At 36.1% G+C, this 24,922-nt stretch carries 22 protein-coding genes and 1 pseudogene; 11 read left to right on the forward strand and 12 right to left on the reverse strand.

Going from position 1 to position 24,922, the window contains the following annotated elements; translation table 11 throughout:
- The first annotated feature begins 60 nt into the window (after window positions 1-60).
- From can to ABN236_RS04935, 3 genes and pseudogenes are all read left to right on the forward strand, one after another.
- The gene (gene can, locus ABN236_RS04925) at window positions 61-714 is read left to right on the forward strand and encodes a carbonate dehydratase (RefSeq protein ID WP_036932822.1); all 654 of its coding nucleotides are present in this window, start codon (window positions 61-63) and stop codon (window positions 712-714) included.
- Between the two features lie 135 nt (window positions 715-849).
- Window positions 850-1,160, forward strand: a pseudogene (locus tag ABN236_RS04930) (type II toxin-antitoxin system HigB family toxin).
- A complete protein-coding gene (locus ABN236_RS04935) occupies window positions 1,157-1,573 on the forward strand; it encodes a helix-turn-helix domain-containing protein (RefSeq protein WP_088493636.1) in 417 nt (138 codons plus the stop codon). The pseudogene ABN236_RS04930 and the gene ABN236_RS04935 overlap by 4 nt, the downstream one beginning before the upstream one ends.
- 58 nt (window positions 1,574-1,631) lie before the next feature.
- On the opposite strand, the gene hpt is transcribed toward ABN236_RS04935, so the two are convergent.
- On the reverse strand, window positions 1,632-2,174 hold the full coding sequence (gene hpt, locus ABN236_RS04940; protein WP_036932823.1) for a hypoxanthine phosphoribosyltransferase: 543 nt from the start codon (window positions 2,172-2,174) through the stop codon (window positions 1,632-1,634).
- A 159-nt stretch (window positions 2,175-2,333) separates the two neighbouring features.
- Window positions 2,334-3,899 carry a multicopper oxidase CueO gene (gene cueO, locus ABN236_RS04945; protein WP_349473507.1) on the reverse strand — a complete coding sequence of 522 codons (1,566 nt, stop codon included), beginning with the start codon at window positions 3,897-3,899 and terminating at the stop codon, window positions 2,334-2,336.
- 213 nt (window positions 3,900-4,112) lie between these two features.
- Here cueO and ABN236_RS04950 point away from each other — a divergent pair, with 213 nt between their 5' ends.
- Entirely contained in the window at window positions 4,113-4,463 is a 351-nt protein-coding gene (locus ABN236_RS04950) for a YacC family pilotin-like protein (RefSeq protein WP_349473508.1), read from the forward strand.
- Window positions 4,464-4,586: 123 nt separating this feature from the next.
- On the opposite strand, the gene ABN236_RS04955 is transcribed toward ABN236_RS04950, so the two are convergent.
- Window positions 4,587-5,639: an AbrB family transcriptional regulator gene (locus tag ABN236_RS04955; RefSeq protein ID WP_088493639.1), complete on the reverse strand. Its 1,053-nt coding sequence runs from the start codon at window positions 5,637-5,639 to the stop codon at window positions 4,587-4,589.
- 112 nt (window positions 5,640-5,751) lie between these two features.
- On the opposite strand from ABN236_RS04955, the gene ABN236_RS04960 reads away from it, so the two are divergent.
- The gene (locus ABN236_RS04960; protein WP_194951893.1) at window positions 5,752-6,162 is read left to right on the forward strand and encodes a GNAT family N-acetyltransferase; all 411 of its coding nucleotides are present in this window, start codon (window positions 5,752-5,754) and stop codon (window positions 6,160-6,162) included.
- 17 nt (window positions 6,163-6,179) lie between these two features.
- Here the strand turns inward: ABN236_RS04960 and ABN236_RS04965 are convergent, their stop codons facing one another.
- From ABN236_RS04965 to ABN236_RS04975, 3 genes are all read right to left on the reverse strand, one after another.
- On the reverse strand, window positions 6,180-8,246 hold the full coding sequence (locus tag ABN236_RS04965; RefSeq protein ID WP_349473509.1) for a hypothetical protein: 2,067 nt from the start codon (window positions 8,244-8,246) through the stop codon (window positions 6,180-6,182).
- A 217-nt stretch (window positions 8,247-8,463) separates the two neighbouring features.
- Window positions 8,464-9,096 (reverse strand): helix-turn-helix transcriptional regulator, encoded by a 633-nt coding sequence (locus ABN236_RS04970; protein WP_075674283.1) that lies wholly within the window; start codon window positions 9,094-9,096, stop codon window positions 8,464-8,466.
- A gap of 64 nt (window positions 9,097-9,160) precedes the next feature.
- Window positions 9,161-9,793, reverse strand: a complete 633-nt coding sequence (locus tag ABN236_RS04975; protein WP_072063633.1) for a TetR/AcrR family transcriptional regulator — start codon at window positions 9,791-9,793, stop codon at window positions 9,161-9,163.
- Between the two features lie 232 nt (window positions 9,794-10,025).
- On the opposite strand from ABN236_RS04975, the gene ABN236_RS04980 reads away from it, so the two are divergent.
- Together ABN236_RS04980 and ABN236_RS04985 are read left to right on the forward strand one after the other, a co-directional pair.
- Window positions 10,026-11,237: a Tm-1-like ATP-binding domain-containing protein gene (locus tag ABN236_RS04980; protein ID WP_349473510.1), complete on the forward strand. Its 1,212-nt coding sequence runs from the start codon at window positions 10,026-10,028 to the stop codon at window positions 11,235-11,237.
- Between the two features lie 16 nt (window positions 11,238-11,253).
- The gene (locus tag ABN236_RS04985; RefSeq protein WP_088493647.1) at window positions 11,254-12,081 is read left to right on the forward strand and encodes a phosphoenolpyruvate hydrolase family protein; all 828 of its coding nucleotides are present in this window, start codon (window positions 11,254-11,256) and stop codon (window positions 12,079-12,081) included.
- 86 nt (window positions 12,082-12,167) lie between these two features.
- Here ABN236_RS04985 and ABN236_RS04990 read toward each other — a convergent pair whose 3' ends face one another.
- On the reverse strand, window positions 12,168-13,067 hold the full coding sequence (locus tag ABN236_RS04990) for a diaminopimelate dehydrogenase (RefSeq protein WP_349473511.1): 900 nt from the start codon (window positions 13,065-13,067) through the stop codon (window positions 12,168-12,170).
- Window positions 13,068-13,267: 200 nt separating this feature from the next.
- Between ABN236_RS04990 and ABN236_RS04995 the strand changes: the two genes are divergently transcribed.
- Window positions 13,268-14,608 (forward strand): MATE family efflux transporter, encoded by a 1,341-nt coding sequence (locus ABN236_RS04995; RefSeq protein WP_088493649.1) that lies wholly within the window; start codon window positions 13,268-13,270, stop codon window positions 14,606-14,608.
- Between the two features lie 39 nt (window positions 14,609-14,647).
- Here ABN236_RS04995 and ABN236_RS05000 read toward each other — a convergent pair whose 3' ends face one another.
- Entirely contained in the window at window positions 14,648-15,433 is a 786-nt protein-coding gene (locus tag ABN236_RS05000) for a hypothetical protein (RefSeq protein WP_349473512.1), read from the reverse strand.
- An 83-nt stretch (window positions 15,434-15,516) separates the two neighbouring features.
- The gene (locus ABN236_RS05005) at window positions 15,517-16,143 is read right to left on the reverse strand and encodes a hypothetical protein (RefSeq protein WP_349473513.1); all 627 of its coding nucleotides are present in this window, start codon (window positions 16,141-16,143) and stop codon (window positions 15,517-15,519) included.
- Window positions 16,144-16,605: 462 nt separating this feature from the next.
- Here ABN236_RS05005 and pepT point away from each other — a divergent pair, with 462 nt between their 5' ends.
- The 3 genes from pepT (at window position 16,606) to ABN236_RS05020 (ending at window position 21,216) form a co-directional block, all read left to right on the forward strand.
- On the forward strand, window positions 16,606-17,859 hold the full coding sequence (gene pepT / locus ABN236_RS05010; protein WP_194951885.1) for a peptidase T: 1,254 nt from the start codon (window positions 16,606-16,608) through the stop codon (window positions 17,857-17,859).
- Window positions 17,856-19,223, forward strand: a complete 1,368-nt coding sequence (dcuC, locus tag ABN236_RS05015; RefSeq protein ID WP_088493653.1) for a C4-dicarboxylate transporter DcuC — start codon at window positions 17,856-17,858, stop codon at window positions 19,221-19,223. Before pepT ends, dcuC begins: the two co-directional genes overlap by 4 nt.
- A 670-nt stretch (window positions 19,224-19,893) precedes the next feature.
- Entirely contained in the window at window positions 19,894-21,216 is a 1,323-nt protein-coding gene (locus ABN236_RS05020) for an L-cysteine desulfidase family protein (protein ID WP_349473514.1), read from the forward strand.
- Window positions 21,217-21,414: 198 nt separating this feature from the next.
- Here ABN236_RS05020 and yjiA read toward each other — a convergent pair whose 3' ends face one another.
- From yjiA to ABN236_RS05035, 3 genes are read right to left on the reverse strand one after another with little or no spacing between them, the layout of a single operon-like run.
- Window positions 21,415-22,395, reverse strand: a complete 981-nt coding sequence (gene yjiA / locus ABN236_RS05025) for a GTPase (RefSeq protein ID WP_270754520.1) — start codon at window positions 22,393-22,395, stop codon at window positions 21,415-21,417.
- Between the two features lie 22 nt (window positions 22,396-22,417).
- Window positions 22,418-22,624 (reverse strand): YbdD/YjiX family protein, encoded by a 207-nt coding sequence (locus ABN236_RS05030; protein ID WP_004245057.1) that lies wholly within the window; start codon window positions 22,622-22,624, stop codon window positions 22,418-22,420.
- A 60-nt stretch (window positions 22,625-22,684) separates the two neighbouring features.
- The gene (locus ABN236_RS05035; protein ID WP_194951883.1) at window positions 22,685-24,835 is read right to left on the reverse strand and encodes a carbon starvation CstA family protein; all 2,151 of its coding nucleotides are present in this window, start codon (window positions 24,833-24,835) and stop codon (window positions 22,685-22,687) included.
- Window positions 24,836-24,922 lie beyond the last annotated feature (87 nt).

Below are 24,922 nucleotides of genomic sequence, written 5' to 3' on the forward strand. Positions count from 1 at the left end.
TTCGTGTTGGCGTACTGTCAGCGCAAATGGTGGGAAACCGAATTTACAGGCAGTCACGTCATGATGAGAAAAATTGAAGAGCTGTTAGCCAATAACAAGCAATGGTCAGAATCTGTTACTGAAGAAAATCCTCAGTTTTTTAAAGATCTCTGTAAAGGTCAAAAACCTCACTTTTTATGGATTGGTTGCTCTGACAGCCGCGTTCCAGCAGAAAAATTAATTAACGCAGCACCGGGTGACTTATTTGTTCACCGTAATGTAGCAAACTTAGTCATTCACACTGACTTAAACTGTCTTTCTGTGATCCAGTATGCGGTTGATGTATTACAAGTCGAACACATTATTGTCTGTGGTCACTATGGTTGTGGTGGTATTGAAGCCGCTATTGAAGGCACCGAATTAGGACTTATCAATAACTGGTTACTGCATATCCGCGATATCTGGTACAAACACAGTTCTATGTTAGGTGAACTTGCACCACAAGATAGATTAAACCTACTTTGTGAGCTAAACGTTATTGAGCAAGTTTATAACCTTGGTCACTCAACAATTATGCAAGCAGCGTGGAAGCGTGGGCAAAAAGTGATGATCCACGGTTGGGTTTACGGTTTAAATAACGGTGAACTACACGATCTTGATGTCACCTCTGATAGCCGTGAGAAACTTGAACTTTCTTATCGTCAAGCAATGGCGAAATTGAGTCATCCACGTTAATAAGATACTTTCGATTAAATAACAAAAACCCGCCTAAAGCGGGTTTTTTTATAGTTTTAAAATATATAGTTGCCTATTTGGCAACAACAAAGAAAGATGCTAGTCTGTTGACAAATAGGAAACAAGGGGCAGGGAATGCACGTAATATCACGAGAGCCTTTTGATTTAGCATCTATACGTTTCCCCAATTGTGCTCAAGCACTTACCGATGCTTATAGAACGCTAAAACAGAATACTTATCAAACACCTGAAGCATTAAAAAAGTCTTCCCAAGTTTAGATAGGATGAAGTATAGAGAAAAATGGTGGGTTATCGATATTGGTGGAAATACGCTAAGGATCCTATTTTTTGCGGATTTTGAACGCGACAAAATATTTGTGAAACATATTTCTACTCATGCTGAATACGATAAACTCATTGATTACTATCGGAGAACAAAAGAATGATGATTGTTGATGCAATTAAGGCTGCTAATAGCCTAGTCAATATAGTTCCTATTCTTGGTCGTAACCAATCTCGTAAAGACTATGAAGAGGGTGTCAAATTAGTTGAATACTTAGTAGAACACGACCCAGATAATCCTTTAATTGATATGCTTTGTCATAAAATTGACGAATATGAAAATAGCGCACCTGAATTTGGAGCTTTCAATGCAAGACTCAATCAATGTGATGATGCAATTGCAGTTTTACGCACATTGATGGATCAATATCAGCTAAATACGACTGATTTTAAAGAAGAATTAGGCTCACGCTCTTATGTAAGTCGTATTCTCAATGGTGAACGTAATCTCACACTAGAGCATATTAAAAAACTGGCAGCTAGATTCAATGTACCTGTGTCTATTTTTATTAAGTAATGCCGATAAAAAAACCCGCCTAAAGCGGGTTTTTTAACTTCTATTTTAAGTAAATAAATTACTCATCTAATAATGTTACATGCCCAATATAAGGCAGGTGACGATAACGCTGTGCGTAATCAATGCCATAACCAATAACAAATTTATCTTCGATGGAATAACCAATCCACTCAACAGGAACATCAACTTCACGACGAGAGGGTTTATCCAATAAAGTACAGATAGAAATAGAAGCGGGCTCACGTAAGCTTAAAATCTCTTTAACCCGATTTAAGGTGTTACCTGAGTCGATAATATCTTCAACAATCAGAACATCTTTACCACGAATATCTTCATCGAGATCTTTAATGATTTTAACGTCACGCGTTGACGTCATACCATTACCGTAACTTGATACAGTCATAAAATCGACTTCATGGTTCACGTCAATTTCACGACATAAATCTGCCATAAAAATAAAAGAACCCTTTAACAAGCCGATTAAGACAAGATCATGTTGACCTTGACGTGGGCGGTAATGTTCTGTGATTTCACGACCTAGCTCAGCAATACGCTGTTTGATCTCTTCTTCAGAGATCATGACATCAACAATATGTTTCATGATTAATTTCGATTGGGTTAACGGGGAAAGCAAACGATTGTACCAGAACTTCCTTCATCATGCGATGATCTGATTTAATGAAAATAAAGGCACAAAATATTAATTCCATGCCTTTTATTAATTTATCTTACTGATATTAATGATTTTTATAGTGATAGATTATTTACTAACAGTAAAACCTGCCATCATTCCAGTATCTTCATGTTCTAATAAATGGCAGTGCGCCATAAATGGATGTGCTTTTGTCGCCAAATGATCAAACTTCACCAAAATTTCGCTAAATTGCCCTTCAACTTTCACGATATCTTTCCAACCTTGGCGATGCTTCTCTGGCGCTCTGCCATTTTCAGATAAAATGCGGAATTGTGTACCATGAACATGGAATGGATGTAACATCATATCGCCACGCCCAGAAACAACCCAACGTTCGTAAACACCTTGTTTCACATCAAATGCAGGTTCAGTCATTGAGAATGGAATACCATTGATACTGTTAGCATTATAGATATCTAAATCACCATTACCATGACCGCAATTCATGCCACTGCCGTTACCTTGGCGCATATGACTCATTCCATGATGAATACCCGCTAATGCTTTATCACCATAACGCTCTGTTAATAGCATCATACCTTGCATATCTAAACGCATATCCATACGTAGATGTAATGTGCGCGTGGAAAGATTGCTTAATGTTGGTAGTGCAGGAATAAGTGCTAATTGCTCAGGTAAAAGACCTTGTCCTTTTTCTGCTGATGGTAACAAGCGTAATACAGGTAATACATTATCAAATGGCGCTAAAACCATTCCCATTTGACGCACGGGTAAAGTGACAATATCAAAATCGCGTCCATCAGAGGTATCCACTAAAACTTCAAAGCGCTCCCCCATTAAAATAGGTAATTCAGTCACTTTGACTGGCTCGGCGAGTAATCCACCATCGCTGGCAATCACATACATTGGTCTGCCATCACTTGTAGCAAGGTTTAAACTACGCGCATTACAGCCATTTAAGAAACGTAATCTAACCCAACCTTTTGGTACAATATGCTGTGGTTGAATAGCGCCATTGGTTAACATCATATCGCCAAACCAACCAATTGCAGCACTCATTACGTCGAGTTGATAATCGATTTGTCCATCACTGTCTAAACGCTTGTCTTGTAAAATAACGGGTAAATCATCAACTCCCCAGCGATTAGGCAATTTACGGCTTGCGGTTTCATCATCTTCAATAATCACTAACCCGCCTAATCCCATGGCGACTTGTTGTCCGGTAACACCATGAGTATGAGGATGGAACCAACACGTTGATTCAGCTTGATTGGGTGTAAAAGTGACAGTACGAGATTTTCCTGGCTCAATCATTGCTTGTGGGCCGCCGTCTTCTTCACCACTGATTTCAAGTCCATGCCAGTGAACGGTTGTTGTCTCTGGTAATTGGTTATTGATATTAATTGTGACGGGTTGACCACGTTTAAGTTTCAATGCGGGGCCTAATAAACTGCCGTTATAACCCCAAGTGGTGGTGTTCGCAGTAGGTATAAATTTAGAAATACCTTGTTGAATATTCAGAACAATCTTTTGTTGAGCATCGGGGGTAATTTGAGGTGGAATAGCCAATGAAGGCGTGTTACTTTGGGCAAACGCAAAACGACTCCAACTTGGTAATAATGTTACAGCACTTAATGTGGCGCCTAATTTTAAAAATTCGCGACGTTGCATAATGTATTCCTTTGAATAAAAACAAATTATTTTGTATTTATCGAAATAAGATGAATAAAGAAGTTTTGTAAACTATTACCAATGCTAAAGTTTCCCCTTACTGGAAGGTCAATTTAAAACCCAACAAAACAGCGGGTCTTTGCAAAACTTTTAACTACATTAAGTCAAATAACAAAACTTGCTAAATCATCACACAAAGGAACAGCACTCCTAATGAAAAAAATGTTCGCCTTGTTCTGCACACTAACGCTTTCTTTTACTATGCTCTTTTCTTCAAGTACAAAAGCGTTAACTTATACACAAGCAGAAGACTTGGCAGATTTAACCGCCATCTACCTTTTTTTAAATAAAGATTGTGGTTATGAGCAGATATCAAAATCTAAAATTGAAAGAGCCTTAATGGTCTTTTCTCGCTCACAACAATGGGATGTTAGTAATTACTCGACATTGCCAATGGGTCAATTGAATGAAGATAGCTACAATGATCTAAAAGGTATTGAAGTATCACACAATAAGAAATGCCAACTGTTAGCTAATAAATCACTCAGTTTATTAAACTATTAATGCCTCTATTAAGTTGCAATTGGATTGATAAAATAAGATAACCTCTTGAAATAGCATGCTTATGCTACAATATAAAGCAGCTAAATAGAGGTTATCAAAGAAACAAAACTTCCCTTCTATCTTTTATTCTTCTTTGTGCTGATTATTTTTCTTCTGTTTATATTCATTCCAATATAAAGCTACTGATGGAATGCTTTGAATAATCAACATTCTAAAAATATGATTCGACATAACAAAAGCAGCATCTACATTCATCGTTATAGCCGCAAATGTCATGGCTTCCATGCTTCCTGGCGCCCAAGCTAATACTAATGTAGCCCAAGGAACACCCGTTAAATAAGCCGCTCCCCATGCAACAATCACCGTTAAAATCACATTAATAATAACCACTTGCACAGAAGAAAAAGCATTTTTAATTAGTGATGAGAGAGGGAAAACAACAAAGTGTGCTCCGATATTCATACCAATTAAAACCATGCTCAATTCATTAAGTAGCATGGGAAAAGCAATGGATTCACTAACAAACGATTGAACCAGTATCGCACTGCCTAATGACGTTAACATAAAGGGCGCAGGGAATCGGATTTTCTGCAATAAAAGCCCTGAACCTAACCCTAAAGCAACAATCAATAATAGCCACAACAATGAAATAAGGGTCATTTCAGGTATAGCAAACTCGGGCATATTGGCTTTATCGGCTCCGACAATAAAACCCGCCATAATAATCAGCACCATTAAACGAATAGTATGAGAAATAACAATTTTTTGGGGTGGCGTTTTCGTATGATCAGTTAATGCTAAAATAGCAGCCATCGCACCGGGGACAGCTCCAAGCATTGATTCTTCTTTTGTCCAACCAATATGACGGTGGAACCAAAAATAACTCACAAAAAATTGAATAGCTAAACAAACAACAAGGGTGAGTAATAAAATCATTAAATTATCAGCACTGCCTAAATGAACTTGGTTAAACATTAGACCAACCGATGTTCCTAAAGTAAGCTGAATAAAGGTTAATGTATGTTTAGGAACCGCAAGCTCCCATTTAAAACGATAAGCAATAATGACAACAATAATTGGCCCAAACATCAAAGCCATAGGTAAGCCTGATAGTGTGAGAACACCACCAATTAAAGCACAAAATAAGATACCTGGTAGAGTTTTTAAAAACGACATGTTGTGTTACTCAGTTTTTTTAATTATGGTTTTATCCTAGCATTTATATAAATATTTAATAACCAAATAGTGATAATGTAATTATTATTTTTCTTAATATTAAGAGCCGATTATGTCGTTAAAAATGACTACAAATCCAACACCGAATGAGATCAATGAAATTTATGAAGGATTATTGACTCACAACCTTCGTTATATTCAGATGGAACAGTACACACCACTGGCTGTTTTTAAGGAAGAAAACGGTAAAAAAATAGGTGGGATCACTGGGGATATTTTAGGAAATTGGCTGCGTATTCGTTATTTGTGGGTAGATAAAGCCCATCGAGGACAAAATATAGGTACAGAATTACTGCAAGCAATGGAAAATACCGCAAAAGAGAAAGGTGCCAAATACGCTGAAGTCGATACCTTTAGCTTTCAAGCTCTGCCTTTTTATCAAAAGCAGGGATTTGAGATATTTGGCACCCTAGAAAACTATCCTGTAAGTGATAAAAAATATTATTTAAGGAAAGATTTATGAACCTTAACTTAAAATAGTTAGTCACTCAGTTCTTCATAAGAAAATGGCATATAATTAGAGGACTTTATTTCTAGCTTATTTTTATCTATTTCATCATATTTTTCTATTAAATCATTAATAGAGGATTGATCCTCATTACTAATATCTGGATCTATTTCATTAGCATTTTTTTCGGTATTATAATTTTTATATTCCCATTCTAAACCTTCACTTAAATTATTTATAAATTCATCAATAGTTCTCATAATATTATCTAATAACTCTTTTTTACCAACCAGCTCAGAATAACCAATCTCACTTAAAAGATGATTCAATAATTTATCTATTTCATTTCTATCAAAAGAAAAATCAATGTCACTATCAAATAAATTAGCTATTTCCTCAAAGCTCTTAGTAAAATCCTCTGTAGAAGCTTGAATTTTATTATAGAAACTATTCTGTTTACTTAATCCTGAAGAATAATTGGGTTTAATGCTCTCTAATTGTTCTTTCATAGAATGAATAATTTGAGAAAATGCTGTCATTTTTTCTAATGGTATATTTAGTTCTTTATTTTCAGACATTGGAAGCACTAAGCTTTCAGTCACTATATTGCTAAGTTTATAAAGATTTGAAAGTACATTTTTAATGGAATCTTGAATATCGTTAGAGTAAGAAAGATTATTCTTTAAAATATTGGCGGATTCTCTTCTAAAATCAAACTGTAAATTTTCTATTTCACTAAAATATCTTTGATTTAATAAGCTTGAATCACTAAGACTAACGTCTGCATGATAACCACTACTATGAATACTGGAAGAATCATCACTAAGTGAGCTAATAGATGTTATATCACTTGTTGAACTAGAAGTGCTGCTACTCATATATTCGTTGTAATTGCTGCTATTAACACTTAGAGTATTATCTTTTCTATTTTTAGCTTCTATATTATCATCTGTATTTATACCCAAAGTTTGAGTTGTTATTTTTCTTTTATTCTCATAATACTCATTCATATACTTTTTAATCCAAACGTCTTTAGTATCACGATGTGAATATGCTATACCAGAATCATTATGTTCTCCTTTCAATATTGAATACATTATATTATGCAAAGTCTTGAGTTCGGATTTATCAAAAACATGACTTATGATATTTAAATTATCATCTGATATAGAAACTAAAAAATTTATTTTAGAAAGAAACTTTTCTTTCTCTTTATTTGTGGAAAAATTTTCTAATATATTTTCTTTTTTATTCAAAAGTATCTTTTCTAATTTATAGGTATCTAATACTTCACTGTATATTTTTTTAATATCGTTACTTTTAATTCTAGAAACTCTCTCTTCAAAAATGTTCTTGAACACATCAGCAAATTGCTCATCACTCACATTATTAGATTGATGACAAAAAAACTCTGCTCTTTTTAATTCATTTAAATAATTAAAGAAACTATATCTATCTTTGATACTGACATTTTCATTTTCTATTAAAGACAAGAAATGGTCTATTTTTTTCTCTTCAATTATTAATTTATTTTTTATTTCAATAATATTTTCCAAGCTACTCTCAATATTTTTACTTTTATCCTCCAAGATAATATTAATTTTCACCCTCAACTCTTTATTATTATCTATTAACGAATTTAATTTTTCACGATTATTTACTATTGATTCCAACTCCTCATTATCATTTATCAACCCCTTGAAACTATCATTATTTTTCAATATTTCCTTAAGATCATTAACATTGATCGACAATAAATTTAATTGATTTTCTTTTTTTTCTAATTTTATTGAATTTTCTTTTTGTTGCTCAATTCCATTATGAAACCTCTCTTTTAAGATATTTATTTCATCTTTATATTTAACGATGCATCCTTTTCTATTTCCTATTCCCATTCTTCCTGTTTTACTCACCATTAATAATGTTGAGAAACGCCTCATTCCATTAACTATTTTTTTTAATAAATTAAATTTTGTTGTTGTATTGGAAATTTTCTTTATATTATTAACTATGCTGAGTTCCTTATTATTTAAAAAACTATTCTCAGTTGAAAAAGAGACTTTTCTCTCAAAATTATTTATATTACTTAAATCGATCATATCTTATCTCCTATCTATTAAAATTATCTACAACATATTTTATTCCTTTTATTTTTTTAGATTTATAAAAATCACACAATGTTAATCAGTCAACCACTTTCAATAAAAATACGACATATTATAAGACTCAAAAAATAGAAATAAAAAAAGATATCAACAAGTGATACCTTTTTTTAAGTTTATTTATTCTTTAGCAATAGCTAATAATGAAAGATCACTACTCTTTTAAATCGTTATACACAGTCGCTCTTGAAACACCAAGATATTGTGCGGTAATTTCCATTGCCTTACGCAATGAAAGATAGCCTTCATCCTGTAAACATAGTAGTAATTCGCGTCGTTGATGTGGCTTCAATGCTCTTGGTGTCACTGAATAAGTCGCAGAAAATTCATCGATACGTTTTTTCAGCGAGTCTTCAGTCACTGAACTAAAGGTTTCAATAATGTCATTACCTTCTTCAAGGGTCGCAAATTGGTTCAGCACCATTTGTAATCCTTTGATCATTGAAATATCAATATTTAAACATAACGCAGCAACGTAATTACCTTGCTTATCTTTAATACCAATAGAGGTACTTTTTGCTGTTCTACCATCAGGAAATTGGTTCGGGTAATTAGCCACTATTTGAGGGAAATTAGACGATTCAATACGCGCCATTCCCAATTCAGTTGCTCTATCCCCCACTTTTCTACCTGATAGATTATTTTCAATGACCATAATGGTATTTTCACTATCGGTTAGATCATGAAGTACAACTTCACAAAAAGGCGATAATGTTTTACCAATGCCTTGTGCAATAAATTGTAGTTGTTCTACCAGCCACTCTTGGTCTTCTGTTTTGTGTGACATAACGATCCCTGCAATAGCTAAAACGTAAATGATTTATACAATTTTAACTGATTTATTCAAATAATTAATCGTTATCTGCGGGATAATCAGATTTTGCCTGATTTAAAATAGCTTTTGCCATCCATTGAGTCATATCAATGACCTGTTGATCATCCATTTTCCAGATATCTTTCATTACCAAAAAGACTTCAGACCCATAAATTAAAGAGAACGATTTAATCACCTTATCCCACATTTCTTGAGGATAATGTGATTTTAATGGCTCAATAACTTTGAGTAAAATCTCTTTACGATGACCGCGAATAAATCGTTTTTCTGCATATTCACTTGATTGCCTCTCTTTTGCCCATTGCTGCAATGAAACTTGCAATGCGCCACGTAGCGCACCTTCATGTTTAAACATCTGTGGATAGGCAAGATTGAGCAACTCAGTAATGCGTTGTTGCGTATTATCTTCAGGAGTAGGTGTCCATGCAATGATCGGCGCTAAACTTGCGTCAACTGTGGCACTAATTAAATCACTTTGTGTGGGAAAATAACGATATGCGGTTGCTCTCGAAACACCTGCATGTGCCGCTAATTCCGACACTGTCGGTAACATTCCTTGCTCAAAAAGCCCCAATGCTGTTGTCACCAATAATTGATGGGTTCTTTTTCGTGTACCGGACATTGCATCCGTTTCATCACTGTAACTCATAGAAGATCCTTCGTTATTTCTACACTTTTATGTGTCTGGCTTATCTTAAGCTAAATATTCACAACACTTGACGTTTACTTTAGGTGATTAATCGCACCTTATCGACCTTTTATATACAAAAAATAAAAATAATGAGACAGGAGTCTCAAAACGATGCTATGATAAATGAAACTCGAGTCTCATTATGATTATAATCTATTCGTCGATAATCATAAAAGGTATGGGAAGGCTTATGAAACAGTATTCTGGTTCTATTTATATTGCCACAACGCTTGATACTAAAAGTGCTGAGATTTTTTATGTCAGTGATTTAATTAAAAAAGCAGGCCTCCCTGTTAAAACCGTTGACTTGACAACCAAACCCACGGCATTAGCTAGAGAAGCTGATGTCACAGCAACAGAAGTTGCACGCTTTCACCCAAATGGCGAAGAAGCTGTTTTTTGTGGCGATAGAGGGAAAGCAATAGAAGCGATGTCTATCGCATTTGAACACTATTTAACCCACTGTGATGATGTCTTAGCCATTCTTGGGCTAGGCGGATCAGGGGGAACGGCACTGATTACACCAGCAATGCAATCGCTGCCAATTGGTGTACCTAAATTGATGGTATCTACGATGGCGTCTGGTGATATTTCAGGCTATATCGGTGCAAGTGATATCTCAATGATGTACTCCGTTACAGATGTATCCGGCTTGAATCGTATTTCTCGTAAGGTACTAAGAAATGCGGCAAATCAAATAGCTGGCGCTGTTTATTTTTACCAAGAAGAACAAGTTGTTGATAAACCGGCTGTTGCATTAACGATGTTTGGTGTAACTACGCCTTGTGTACAACAACTCACACAAAAACTTGAAAATAATTATGACTGCCTTGTTTTTCACGCAACAGGAAGTGGCGGTAAAGCCATGGAAAAACTAGCAGACAGTCACTTACTTCATTGCGTGCTTGATCTTACAACAACAGAAGTATGTGATTACTTGTTTGACGGTGTGCTTGCTTGTGATGAAGACCGTTTTGGTGCAATCGCCCGTACCAAAACCCCTTATATAGGTTCTTGCGGTGCATTAGATATGGTGAACTTCGGTCGCCCTTCTAGTATTCCTGAGAAATATAAAGGGCGTCAATTTTATCATCATAATGCGCAAGTCACCTTAATGCGTACAACACCAGAGGAAAACCGTCAATTAGGTATCTGGATCGCTGAAAAACTCAATCAGTGTGAAGGTCCATTGCGGTTTGTATTACCACAGGGCGGTTTTTCAGCTCTGGATATTGAAGGAGCCCCTTTCTGGGATCCTCAAGCGAACCAAGCTTTTTTTGATGCATTTATAACAACATTTAAAGAGACAGAGACTCGTCAATTAGTCATCAGTCCTTATCACATAAACTCCGCTGAGTTTACTCAGCAAATTTATGATTTACACCAGGAACTTATTTGTTAACCACGGAGAAAGAAGAATGACTCATTCACGTGAAACGTTACTAAAAAAATTCAATGAAATGATTGCACGCCATGAACCGATTATTGGTGGTGGTGCAGGTACAGGACTTTCAGCTAAGTGTGAAGAAGCCGGTGGTATTGACCTTATTGTTATTTATAACTCAGGTCGTTACCGTATGGCTGGTCGAGGATCTTTAGCGGGTTTATTAGCTTATGGTAACGCTAATGAAATCGTTATGGATATGGCAAAAGAAGTATTACCGGTTGTTAAACATACACCTGTGCTTGCTGGTGTTAACGGTACAGATCCATTCTGTAACTTCGACAAATTCTTAGATGAAGTTAAAGCAACAGGCTTTGCTGGCGTACAGAATTTCCCAACAGTAGGTCTGATTGATGGTAATTTCCGCGCTAACTTAGAAGAAACAGGTATGGGTTATGGGCTTGAAGTGGATATGATCCGCAAAGCCCATGAAAAAGGTTTATTAACCACACCTTATGTCTTTAGCCGTGAAGATGCGATTGCAATGGCTGAGGCTGGCGCAGATATTATTGTCCCTCATATGGGGTTAACAACTGGCGGTAATATTGGTGCTGAAACAGCATTAACATTAGCGGACTGTGTTCCTTTAATTAATGACTGGGCAAAAGCGGCAAAAGCTGTGCGTTCTGATGTTATTGTACTGTGCCATGGTGGCCCAATTGCAACACCTGAAGATGCACAATATATCTTAGATAATTGCCCTGACTGCCACGGTTTCTATGGTGCAAGCTCAATGGAACGCTTACCAACAGAAGTGGCATTAACCGCAACTACCAAAGAATTTAAAAGTATTAAACGCTAATTCAAAATCATCAAGTTTGCCTAAGCGTTAATCCATATTGCCCACTTTATGTGGGCAATATTTTATGCAGAGAGTCTTAATTGAAATTAGACCAATTTGGCAATTAATGTATTTAAATCACCCGCTAAGAAATCAACAGGTGGAATTTCAATAACAGTATAAGCGCCTGCACGTTGTTTCATACTGGCTCTTGCGGCAGATACCATAAATTGAGAGGTCAATGCAGGGTTGTTAATACGCATTGAATATTCAAATAATTGATTATGAGTTTTACCTGATACCCCTTTATGGGTCATATGAACGCCATGCCCCACATCTTTTAAGCTATCAACACAATCAACTTGCTTAATATGGGTTTCATCAGAAGAGAAATAGCTATCTGCTTTAATAGCTTGCTCTACTTGATTAAAATTCGCCCCTTCTTCCAATTCCACGTAAACCATACGGCGATGAACACCTGTACCTAATGGAATAGTCATTGAAAGTGCATCTTTGACACCATCAATGGCCTTAGCCGCAACGCTGTGCCCCATACTCATTCCTGGCCCAAAGTTAGTATAAGTAATCCCTTTTGGCGCCATAGCTAACATTAAAGTACGAACAATAGAATCGGAGCCCGGGTCCCATCCCGCAGAAATAACAGCAACGCGGTCATGTTTTTTCGCAACTTCATCTAATTCTGTTTTTAATGACACAATTTCACTGTGAACATCAAAACTATCTACTGTATTAATCCCTAAGCTTAAAATAGATTTTGCTAACTCTTTAATCGCGCGTGTCGGTGAGCATAAGAGTGCAACATCAATATTACCTAATGTTTTGATATCGTTAGTTACAGTAATATTTTGCAGTTCTTCTGGGATATTATTGATATCACGACGAACAACACCCATTAATTCAAAATCTTGAGCTGCTTGAACAGCTTCTAATGCAAATCGACCAATATTGCCATAACCGACAATCGCCACTTTTATTTTAGTATTCATTAATTCCCCTGACTTTAACGTTAATCATCTCTTAATGATAATAGTGATTAGTTATCAACGAATAAACCATATAAACATCTTTTTTGCCAGATAAACATTATTTGCGCTATTACCTTATAAATAAACCTTGTAGAATTCCCTATCTTCCTACGCGTTATATTAATAATATCGATTTCACTCTGTTTTTAAGAAGGTTTTCAATGCATCAGTCTGATGTAGCGGATCGCTCGCTTTTTTCCCTTAGTTGGCCAATATTTATAGATATATTCCTACATCTAGCCACTCTTTTAATTAATACCTATATGGTAAGCCACGTTTCTACCGCTTACTTAGCAGCAATGGGTGTAGGTAACCAAGTCTTTGACCTGTTTATCACCATCTTTAGCTTTATTAGTGTGGGCTGTAGTGTTGTTATTGCACAATACTTAGGTGCAGGTAAAAGAGAAAAAGCCAGCCAAGCGATTCATATTTCTATCGCTTTTAACTCTTTGCTAGGTATTAGTAGCGCTTTGATCATTCTTTTCTTTGGCTACAATATTCTACATATCATGAATACGCCTGAGCATTTAGTGCAAGATGGCTATAACTACCTACATATTATTGGTATTTGCCTTATTCCTGAGGCAATTTCGATTATTCTTGCAGCTTGTCTGAGAGTCTATGGCAAATCTAAAGCGGCTATGTATGTCACATTGATAGCCAATATTGTTACCGTTATTGGTAATATGATTGTGCTTTATGGCTTCTTTGGTTTACCACAATACGGATTAGTGGGTGTTGCTTGGTCTACTGTTGTCGGCCGTATTATCGCCGTGATTTTACTGTGTGGATTACTGTTCTACGGTTTACGTATTAAATTCGAAGCCAAACAACTCGTAGTGTGGTCTAAAAATATGTTAGGGAAAATCCTACATATCGGTTTGCCTGCCGCGGGAGAAAACTTGGTTTGGATTTTACATTATATGACTGCATCTGCCTTTATTGGATTAATGGGTGAAGTCCCTCTTGCAGCACAAACGCTCTATTTCCAATTGTCATTATTTTTAATGCTCTTTGGAATTGCGATTAGCATTGGTAATGAAATATTAGTAGGCCATCTAGTCGGTGCAAAGCGCTTTGATGATGCTTTTGTTAGAGGTTGGAAAAGCTTAAAAACAGGCGTGATATTTACGATTGGGGTAGTTATTGTTTATTGGTTTATGCGTGATCCTATTTTGTATTCCATTACAGAAGACCAGCGCATTATCGACCAATTGATCCCACTGTTTATTTTGTCCGTCTTTTTAGAGCCAGGTCGTACTTTTAATATCGTAATGGTAAATGCCTTACGTGCGGCAGGCGATGCTAAATTCCCTCTTATGACAGCAATTTGCTTTATGTGGGGGGTGGCTATTCCGGTGGGTTATTTCCTTGGTATAAAAATGGAAATGGGCCTAATTGGTATCTGGATTGGCTTCCTTTGTGATGAGTGGTTACGTGGATTAACTAACGCATGGCGTTGGCGATCTCGCAGATGGCAAACAAAGCGCTTGGATATATAATAATCGAACTTCCCCCGATATTGTTATCGGGGGAATATATTAAATAATATTATTATCTTTAAACTTTAGGCTTTTTAAAAGGATAATAGAATTTATCCCTCTCTTTAAATCTTCATTTAATTTTATTTTATTATTATTTGATTTATTAAAATCCTCTATAAATCGAAAAATAAATCGACTAATTAAAAAAAACTCTTCTACTTCATACTGCTCTTCATATTCTTCACATAAAGAAAACAATTCATTTAATGAAATATTATTTAAACATTTAATTAGATTATCTTTGAAAATGCCTTTTATTTTTTTATTTTTAGAAACAACGTCAGATAAATCATTAATTAATTCTAATTTTTCACTTAAAGAGTAATCATCATTCATTGTTTCATAAATATTTTCTTCAACAATATCCTCTATAAAATCTTCAACAGAAAAATTGGTAACTCTTAGTTTATTAATATCATAATTTTTAATTTCTAGCTCACTAAATATTGACTCAATTTCTTTCTCACTTAAATCAACAAAAAAATTAAACTTCTTATTATTAATGGATAAATTCTTATTAAAGAGATAACTATCAGTATTATCATCATAATGAACTTCATAAGAATTGGTAACATTACCTACACTCTTACTCATTTCCATATAAATGGGTTCATCTTCTATTAAGCCTTTATCATTTAAATATCTCACATCAGAAATTTTATTTACTGAGTTCTCTATTAATAATACAGAGCTAGGTTTAATGTTAAAATCAATACTTGATGATTGATTTGATAAATATGAAGAACTTCCTTGTAGCGACCCACTTATCTTTTCGATAATCATTATTATCATTCCATTAGTTTAACATAGATACTATTCTATATTTTGATTTTCCTATTTCTATCATTTATCTACCATCTATAAATTTAGTTTTTATAAAGAACACACTCAACAGCATTATTGATATCATCGCGTAAAAAATGTTTGTAATTATCAATGCTTCCAAAATTAGATTTTATTTTATCGTCTGAATTTAATATAGTATCTACTATTGACTCTAAATAATTATTTTTAGTTTTTTCTAAAGAGATTGCATCTCCAGAAAATAGAATCCATTTAGAATGAAATTCTAATTCATTCTTAAATTGTATGATTTTTTCTTTCTCTAATGTAGATATTTCCTCCAAAGAGGAGATGATATCATTAATTACACTCTCTTTTATTTTATCACTTTTTACTTTTCTTTGAGCGTAAGAGAATGACTTGTCAAAAACTTCATTAGTTTCATTAAGTTCTTCTTTATTTATTTTTTCTTTGCTATCTAACTTTGTCGTTTTATTTTCACTCTGATTGTTTTTATTTTCAATATTAGAAATACTTTTTCTTAGCCCTAAGAAATTATTTTTCATATTAAAACTTGGCTTTATAAAACTAATAATTGTATTATAACAACTTAATACCACTCCATTTAAAACATTTTTAATTTTATCCCCTTTATTTTCAATGTTTTTTATCGCTAAAAATGTACTTCTAATCATATTATTTATATACATATATCCCCCCTAGTCATTTTAGGAGAATTAAACCGTATATCATAATTAGCTTCTATCAATTAGTTACGTTCTTTTGTTCATTATTTGTGATTATATTCTATAAAAAGGTTAATAAAATATAACTATTTAATAAAATAAAACATTAAAATAAATAATGATTATTTTTATATTTTTAAAACATCTAATGTTTACAATGCTTTTTCCATGATTAAGATCACAGAAAAACATCCCCATAAGTTAAATAAAGTATCCTCACCTACAAAAAATACTATTTTTTTTAATAAAGAAAAAACCAAAAATTAAATAATAATCAACATTAAAAATTTATTGTAAAAATAATAATTTTTCTATAATTCCCTATTGTTTTTTTTATGATACAAGTAGATGTTAGTCTTTTCTAATAAGCAAAATCAGTAAGTATTAGTACAGAGAATACAATTAAAAACATAATGGAGTATTGTCATGAATCTCGTTGAACGGTTTATTTCTTATACAAAAGTTAACACCACCACAAATAGGGAAAATGGCGCAGCTGGTATTATGCCTTCTTCAGAAGGTCAGCGAGTCCTAGCTCTACAATTAGTCGAAGAGTTAAAAGCTTTAGGTGTTGAAGATATCAAAATTCGTGATACTGCGATTGTTACCGCGACACTGCCTTCTAATCTTGACTATGAAGTTCCAACCGTTGCTTTCTTTGGCCATTTAGACACTAGTGCAGAACAAACTAATGACACCAAAGCGCAAATCCTACCTTATAAAGGTGGCGATCTTTGCTTAAATAAAGAACTTGAGATCTTTTTACGTCAAAGCGAATTTCCTGAATTAGAAAACTATATTGGTGACGATATTATCGTAACCGATGGTACTAGCTTATTAGGTGCTGACGATAAAGCGGCTATCGCCTCAATTATGGATATGTTGCAGTACTTTAAACAACATCCTGAAGTGAAACACGGTACAGTTAAAATTGGTTTTGTACCCGATGAAGAACAAGGTTTACGTGGTGCAAAAGTCTTTGATACTAAAGAATTCGGTGCTGATTTTGCCTATACATTAGATTGCTGTGGTATTGGTGAATTAGTATATGAAAACTGGAATGCAGGAGATGTTGAAATTACCTTTACTGGTGCTTCAGCTCACCCAATGTCTGCAAAAGGTAAATTAAAAAATTCACTGTTAATGGCACATAAATTTGTTGCAATGCTACCGGGCGGTGAAGCACCAGAGTATACCGAAGGCCGTGAAGGTTATTATTGGGTCAAGCAATTAGCAGGTAATAGCGCTCGTACTGTATTAAAAATGGATGTGCGTGATTTCACCGAAAAAGGTTATGCACAACGCATGGCATTTTTAAAACAACTTTCAGATTATTGTGAAGGTTTATGGGGTGAAGGCTCTGTGACTTGTAAACTTGCTGACCGTTATGCCAACGTCTTTAATAGCCTGCAAGGCGATAACCGTTACCCTATCGATATTGCTGTTGCCGCTTATGAAGCGAATGGCATTACACCTCGCCCAATTCCAATGCGTGGTGGTTATGACGGTGCCGCACTCTCACAAAATGGTCTGCCTTGTCCTAATATTTTTACTGGTGCTCATAACTTCCACTCTATTTATGAATATCTACCAGTTAAATCACTTTACGCTGCCAGCGATGTCTTAAAATCTGTCGTTAAGATCACAGCTGAGCGCTTTGCACCTGGAGCTAAGGCATGATCCAAATTCTTGCGGTCTTAATTGTCGTTGTTATTGTCGCTAGAATGATCTTGAAAGGATATAAAGCAGAGCCTGTCTTGTTAGTTGCTGGTTTAGCCTTAATGGCGCTAACAATGATGTTTGGTTGGGGAGATATTCTTCCTAAAAATGTCAAAACAACAGGTATTGGCTGGTTAGATCCTTTTGAAGTAATGCGTGATCTCTTTAGTAGTCGTGCGGCTGATCTTGGTTTAATGATCATGGCACTGATGGGATTTGCGCATTATATGGATCATATTGGCGCTAATGAGGCCGTTGTACGTGTTGCAACCCGCCCATTGAAAAATATGCGCTCACCTTATGTGTTGCTATTTTTCTCTTTTTTACTCGCGAGTATTTTGCAGCTTGCTATTCCTTCAGCAACTGGATTGGCCGTTCTATTAATGGGTACGATGTTCCCGATTATGATAGGACTTGGCTTATCCCCAGCATCTGCTGCGGGCGTGATCGCAACTTCATTAGGCGTTGCTTACACCCCAACTGCTATTGATGCCATTCGTGGTGCAAAAGCGGTTGACTTAGGGGTTGTTGAATATGTGCTTTATTACCAAGGCCCTGCGGCGATTGCAACCGTATTAGCTGTTGGTATTACACATATCTTCTGGCAGCGCCATTGTGACCGCAAAGCCGGATTTGTGCCTCAGTTAGGCAAAATGTCTGAAGAAGCAAAGAGTGATAAAAATGTACCCGGCTTTTATGCCTTACTGCCAATGTTACCTATTATTATGGCAGTAAGTTCATCAAGCCTATTTGTTGAAGGCATTCACCTTGATGTGGTCACAATTGTATTGATTTCAATGGCAATTTGTATGCTGATTGAAACATTACGCTTACGTGATTTTAAATCAGTGTGTGCAGGCTTCCAGCATTTCTTAAAGGGTATGGGTTCTGCATTTAGTAACGTTGTGGGATTATTAGTCGCAGCGGGTGTTTTTGCTCATGGTATTAAAGTCAGTGGTGCAATTGACAGCCTGATCGTGATGGCGGAATCTGTTGGCTTACCACCATTTGCAATGGCATTGGTCTTCGCTATCGTAACATTAGCTGCAGCGATTATTATGGGTTCAGGTAATGCGCCTTTCCTTGCATTCGTTGAACTTATTCCACAAATCGCCCATAGCATGGGTGTAAACCCAATTGCGATGATTTTACCAATGCAACAAGCGTCACATATGGGACGTGGTATGTCTCCAGTGGCAGGTGTTATCATTGCAGTATCTAGTGGCGCGAAATTACAACCATTTGATGTTGTAAAAAGGACTGCAATACCGCTTATGGTAGGTTTTGTTTTCCACAGTGCTATTATTGCTATCTTCTATTATTGATAAATATACCTGAAGCAATATTTGTTGCTTCAGGTTGTTTTCAAATAATAAACATATTAAAAATAGACAAAGATATTTTATTGTTATTTTTATAAATAAAAACTAGTTACCTGTTTTTCTAAATATAGACTTAATTATTTATTTAAAAAAAACATCAAAGCTATCATTATGAAAATATTAACAAAATAATAAAGCATTATTCTTATACACTAAAATTTAATGAGCCTATTATCTGCTTTGTTAAAATAAAAATGTGATATTGAAAACATTCATTATTTTTATTTTAACGATTCTGAGTTAGCCCACATTCAGTATGATGATTATACTAGCAATAGAATTGTGTATTCGTTCTATTGCCTTTTTATTTAATCTTATCGTCAATTTTTTAAATGATCTTATTTAACTTCATTTTTATCCTCCTTAATTTATACACTAGATAAAAAATATTCCTTCTTTAGCACTCATAAATGACATTAAAGAGTCAGAACGTTTGCTTTTATTTTATGTGGAAAAAATTACCAATACAGAAGCTATAAAGGGTAATATTTTCTCAAAATTTGTACAATGTTAGTAAATTCAGAAAAAACTTTCTCCAATAAATTCAGTATGATGATGGTATTAAAAATAGAATAACCCTTTGAATTCTCATACTGTTTATTGGATGCATGCAATGAAAGAACAATTATCTTCTCGTTGGAAAATATTGATAGCGGCAGTTAAGCAACAAGTTAAACCCGCTTTAGGTTGTACTGAACCTATCTCGCTTGCATTAGCGGCTGCAACAGCAGCAAGTTACTTACAACACCCTATTACCCGCATTAGTGCAGAAGTTTCTCCCAATTTAATGAAAAACGGTATGGGCGTAACTGTACCAGGTACGGGTATGGTGGGATTATCCATTGCCGCGAGCTTAGGTGCCGTTGGGGGTGATTGTAATGCAGGTCTTGAAGTATTAAAGAATGCAACGCCAGATAACGTTGAACAAAGTAAAGCACTATTAGCGGCTGGCATTGTGAATGTTTCAATTAAAAAAGCGTGCCAAGAAGTTCTATATAGTGAAGTGACTGTTGAAGATGCTGAAAATAGCGCAACCGTAATTATTGCCGGTAATCACACTAATATCGTTAAAATTATTCATAACGGCCATGTTGTTCTTGATAATACTTGCGATGGCGCAGAACAGTCTGCATCACCTTGTGAAATTAAAGAAACGTTAACCCAAACTAATACCCAAGAAATTTACCAGTTTGTTACCCAAACTCCAGTAGAAGAAATTTCTTTTATCCTTGAGTCAGCACACTTAAATGATGCGCTATCAAAAGAAGGCTTGAACAATACTTATGGTTTACATATTGGGCAAACTTTACAACGCCAACAACAGCGTGGCTTATTAGCAAAAGATTTATTATCAGAAATCATGATCCGTACTTCTGCGGCATCTGATGCTCGTATGGGTGGTGCCGTTTTACCTGCAATGAGTAACTCTGGCTCAGGTAACCAAGGTATTGCTGCAACGATGCCTGTTGTGGTAGTTGCTGAATATTTACAAGTTGGCGAAGAAAAAATGGCAAGAGCATTAATGCTTTCCCATTTGCTCGCTATCTATATTCACCATAAATTTCCTGCACTATCTGCATTATGCGCGGCAACAACAGCATCAATGGGCGCTGCTGGTGCAATTGCATGGCTTATGGATGAACGTTACGAATCTATGGCTATGGCAATTAGTAGCATGATTGGTGATATCAGCGGTGTGATTTGTGATGGTGCTTCAAATAGCTGTGCGATGAAAGTCTCAACCGGAGCAAGTGCCGCTTATAAAGCTGTATTAATGGCGCTAGATAACACTTATGTGACAGGTAATGACGGTATTGTCGCTCATGACGTTGATTCTACAATTGAAAATCTGTGTGCATTGGCAAGCCGTGCAATGCAACATACCGATGTTCAAATTATTGAGATCATGGAATATAAAGCTGTTGCCAATGGCTAATTTGAGCGTTTAAAAAAAAGCACCCCATAATGTTGGTTATTATGGGGTGAAACATAAGATCCTAGGAACAGGACCCTCCTCAAGTCAGGAGCTTATCAATATTCGTTACTGCTATTTACAACTACTATGGTTGGTTCAATGACTACGGTTACAGCTCTACTTCTTACTACTTTCTAACACTCACTACAGGGTATTAGGTTAATGAGCCTTTTCTTCTGTACTAGGCATCAATGCATCAAAACTAGCTCTTATCTCTTGTTCTGGTAATTGAATACCGATAAAAACCAATGTGCTTTGGCGTGTTTCATCTTCATGCCACGGCCTATCCCAATCAGCACTATAAAGACGTTGTACACCTTGGAATAACAAACGATTAGGTTGGTCTTTAATATTTAATATCCCTTTATAACGCAAAAGATTATCAGCGAAGCTTAATAGTAATTTTTCCATTACGTCTGAAACTTCTTGCAACTCAACGGGATAATCAAATTTCAATACAATCGAATTGATGTCATCTTGCTTATCAGCCTGATAACGGAACAGAGGCTGTTTTACATCGAGATTATCGTTCAACATAAAACCTTTTACGTTAAACAGTAATCCTAAATCAATTTGTCCATGAATAACGGTATGCACAGGTGCTCTGGCATTAATACGTCTTAGTCGTGCCATTAGTTCAGGAGAGGCAGGTGCAACATCTGTTTTCGTTAATAAGATGCGATCAGCATAACCAATTTGTGATTGTGCTATCGTAAATTGATCCAGTTGTTGCTGAGCGTGAACATTATCAACAAGCGTGATAATGCCATCTAATAAGTAGCGCTGGCAGATAATTTCATGAGAAAAGAATGTTTGGCTAATAGGGCCAGGATCAGCCATGCCTGTACATTCAATAACTAATCTATCAAACTCGATTTCACCACGATCAAGGCTGTCACATAAGTCTAATAGCGTGTCTTCTAATTCATTCGATTTGCTACAACAAATACAACCATTGGTCAGCGTTTTAATTTGAGTGGCTCTATCACCAATGATTTCATCATCAATCGGTACTTCACCAAATTCATTTTCAATAACAGCAATTTTATAACCATGCTCTTCATTGAGCATATGACGTAAAAGTGTTGTCTTTCCTGATCCTAAAAAACCGGTCAGTATTGTCACTGCAATAGGTTCCATCATTTATCTCCTTTACGGATCATTAGCAACAGCGAAAACCGCCTTTACCATCACCACCGCCATAACGGGCTTCCTGACGCTCACGGAAAAACTCGTTATAGGTCATAACAGGCTTATCTGGATGGTTATCTTTCATGTGTTGCACATAATTATCGTAATCAGGAATACCTATTAGCATACGTGCTGCTTGTCCTAGATATTTTCCAGCTTGTCCTAAATTACCAAACATAAGTTTCTCCTAAGCCCCGCACTGGCAAGCCAGCACGGGGGTTAACCTAACTACCTAAAATTAGTGACCTGAGGACACTTTTACATCTTTTGGCATAGGAACATATGGTGTTTCTTCTGCTGTTACTTCTGGGTTTTTACGTGCTTTCATTGCAGTACGGAAACCGTAGAAAATGATGCTGTAAACAACCACTAAGAACAGAATACTTAAGCCCGCATTGGTGTAGTTGTTAATTACAATATGATTCATATTGGTAATTTCAGCCGCAGTTAAGTCGGCACCACCTGCTAAGATCTTCGCTTTGTACTCATTTGCTAAATAGAAGAAGCCTTCCATTTGTGGGTCATCACTGAGAAGTTTCAGACCTAATGCCCATGTTGTACAAATTAATAACCATACTGCAGGAACCACTGTCACCCAGATATATTTAGTACGTTTCATCTTAATTAAGATAACAGTACCTAATACCAGAGCAACCGCCGCTAACATTTGGTTTGAAATACCAAACAGTGGCCACAAGCTCTTAACACCGCCTAATGGATCAACAACACCTTGATATAACAGATATCCCCATAAACCCACGCAACCCGCTGTACCAATAACACCCGGAATGAATGAGTTTGTTTTCTTCAGGTAAGGGATAAAGTTACCTAACAAGTCTTGGAACATAAAGCGGCCAGAACGTGTACCTGCATCCAACGCTGTTAAAATAAAGAGCGCTTCGAACAAGATACCAAAGTGATACCAGAAGCCCATATCCGCAGCAGGAATGATTTTATGGAATACCATTGCAATACCAACTGCTAAGGTAGGCGCACCACCAGCACGGTTTAACACAGAAGGCTCACCAATATCTTTCGCCGTTTGTAGAATTTCTTCTGGCGAGATAACAAAGCCCCATGAACTAACCGTTGCAGCAGTATGTACAGTAACTTCTCTCAACTGCTCCATAATAACTGCTGTATTTTCACCACCTAATTCATGAAGGTTTGGCATAGTAATACCTAAACCTGCTGGCGGTGTATTCATTGCAAAATACAGACCTGGCTCAATGATAGATGCAGCTACTAACGCCATGATCGCAACGAATGATTCCATCAACATTGCACCATAACCGATAAAACGCGCATCCATTTCATTTGCGATAAGCTTAGGTGTTGTACCTGAAGCAATCAGTGCGTGGAAACCAGAAACGGCACCACAAGCGATAGTGATAAATAAGAATGGGAATAAAGCCCCTTTCCATAATGGACCTGTACCATCGACATATTGAGTAACCGCTGGCATTTTCAGTTCAGGGTTTAGGATAACAATACCAATTGCTAAACCAACGATAACCCCAATTTTCAGGAACGTCGCTAAGTAGTCACGAGGCGCAAGGATCAACCAAACTGGCAGTAATGCAGACACGAAAGCATAACCGATAAGACCAAAAGTGATGGTTGTATCTTTAAAGGTTAACGCAGGTCCCCAGTATGGGTCGTGAGCAATAACGCCACCAAACCAAATCGCAGCAATCAGTAATACAATACCGATAACAGAGACTTCACCGACACGCCCTGGACGGATATAGCGCATGTAGATACCCATAAACAGGGCAATTGGTACTGTTGAACAAACAGTGAACACACCCCATGGGCTTTCTGCTAATGCTTTAACAACGATAAGTGCAAGTACTGCAAGAATGATGATCATGATAAGGAAACAGCCGAATAAAGCGATAGTACCCGGAATAGGACCCATCTCTTTCTTTATCATCTCACCAAGTGAGTTACCATTACGGCGTGTTGAAATAAACAACACCATAAAGTCTTGTACGGCACCAGCAAGCACAACCCCAGCTAATAGCCAAAGTGTACCCGGTAAATATCCCATCTGCGCAGCAAGTACTGGACCCACTAAAGGACCTGCACCCGCGATAGCCGCAAAGTGGTGACCAAATAAAACATAACGGTTAGTCGGAACATAGTTCAAACCGTCATTATTAAGAACAGAAGGTGTTGCTCTAGTTGGATCAAGCTTCATCACTTTTTGAGCGATGTAAAGACTGTAATAACGATAAGCAACTAAATAAACGGCAACAGAAGCAACAACTATCCATAGCGCACTGACGTGTTCACCACGGCGAAGTGCAACCACTGAAAGACAAAAAGCACCGATAATCCCGAGGATCACCCAAGGTACGTGCTTTAAAAATGCATTTTTGTTCATGAGACACCTTTTTTTCAGGCAAGACCGAACAGCCAAAGAGTAATGCGGGACAGCAGAGAATGATTTGAGCGAATCTGAGAAATAACT

It is taken from the genome of Proteus sp. fly-1013 (assembly GCF_040140245.1).
GTDB lineage: Bacteria > Pseudomonadota > Gammaproteobacteria > Enterobacterales > Enterobacteriaceae > Proteus > Proteus mirabilis_B.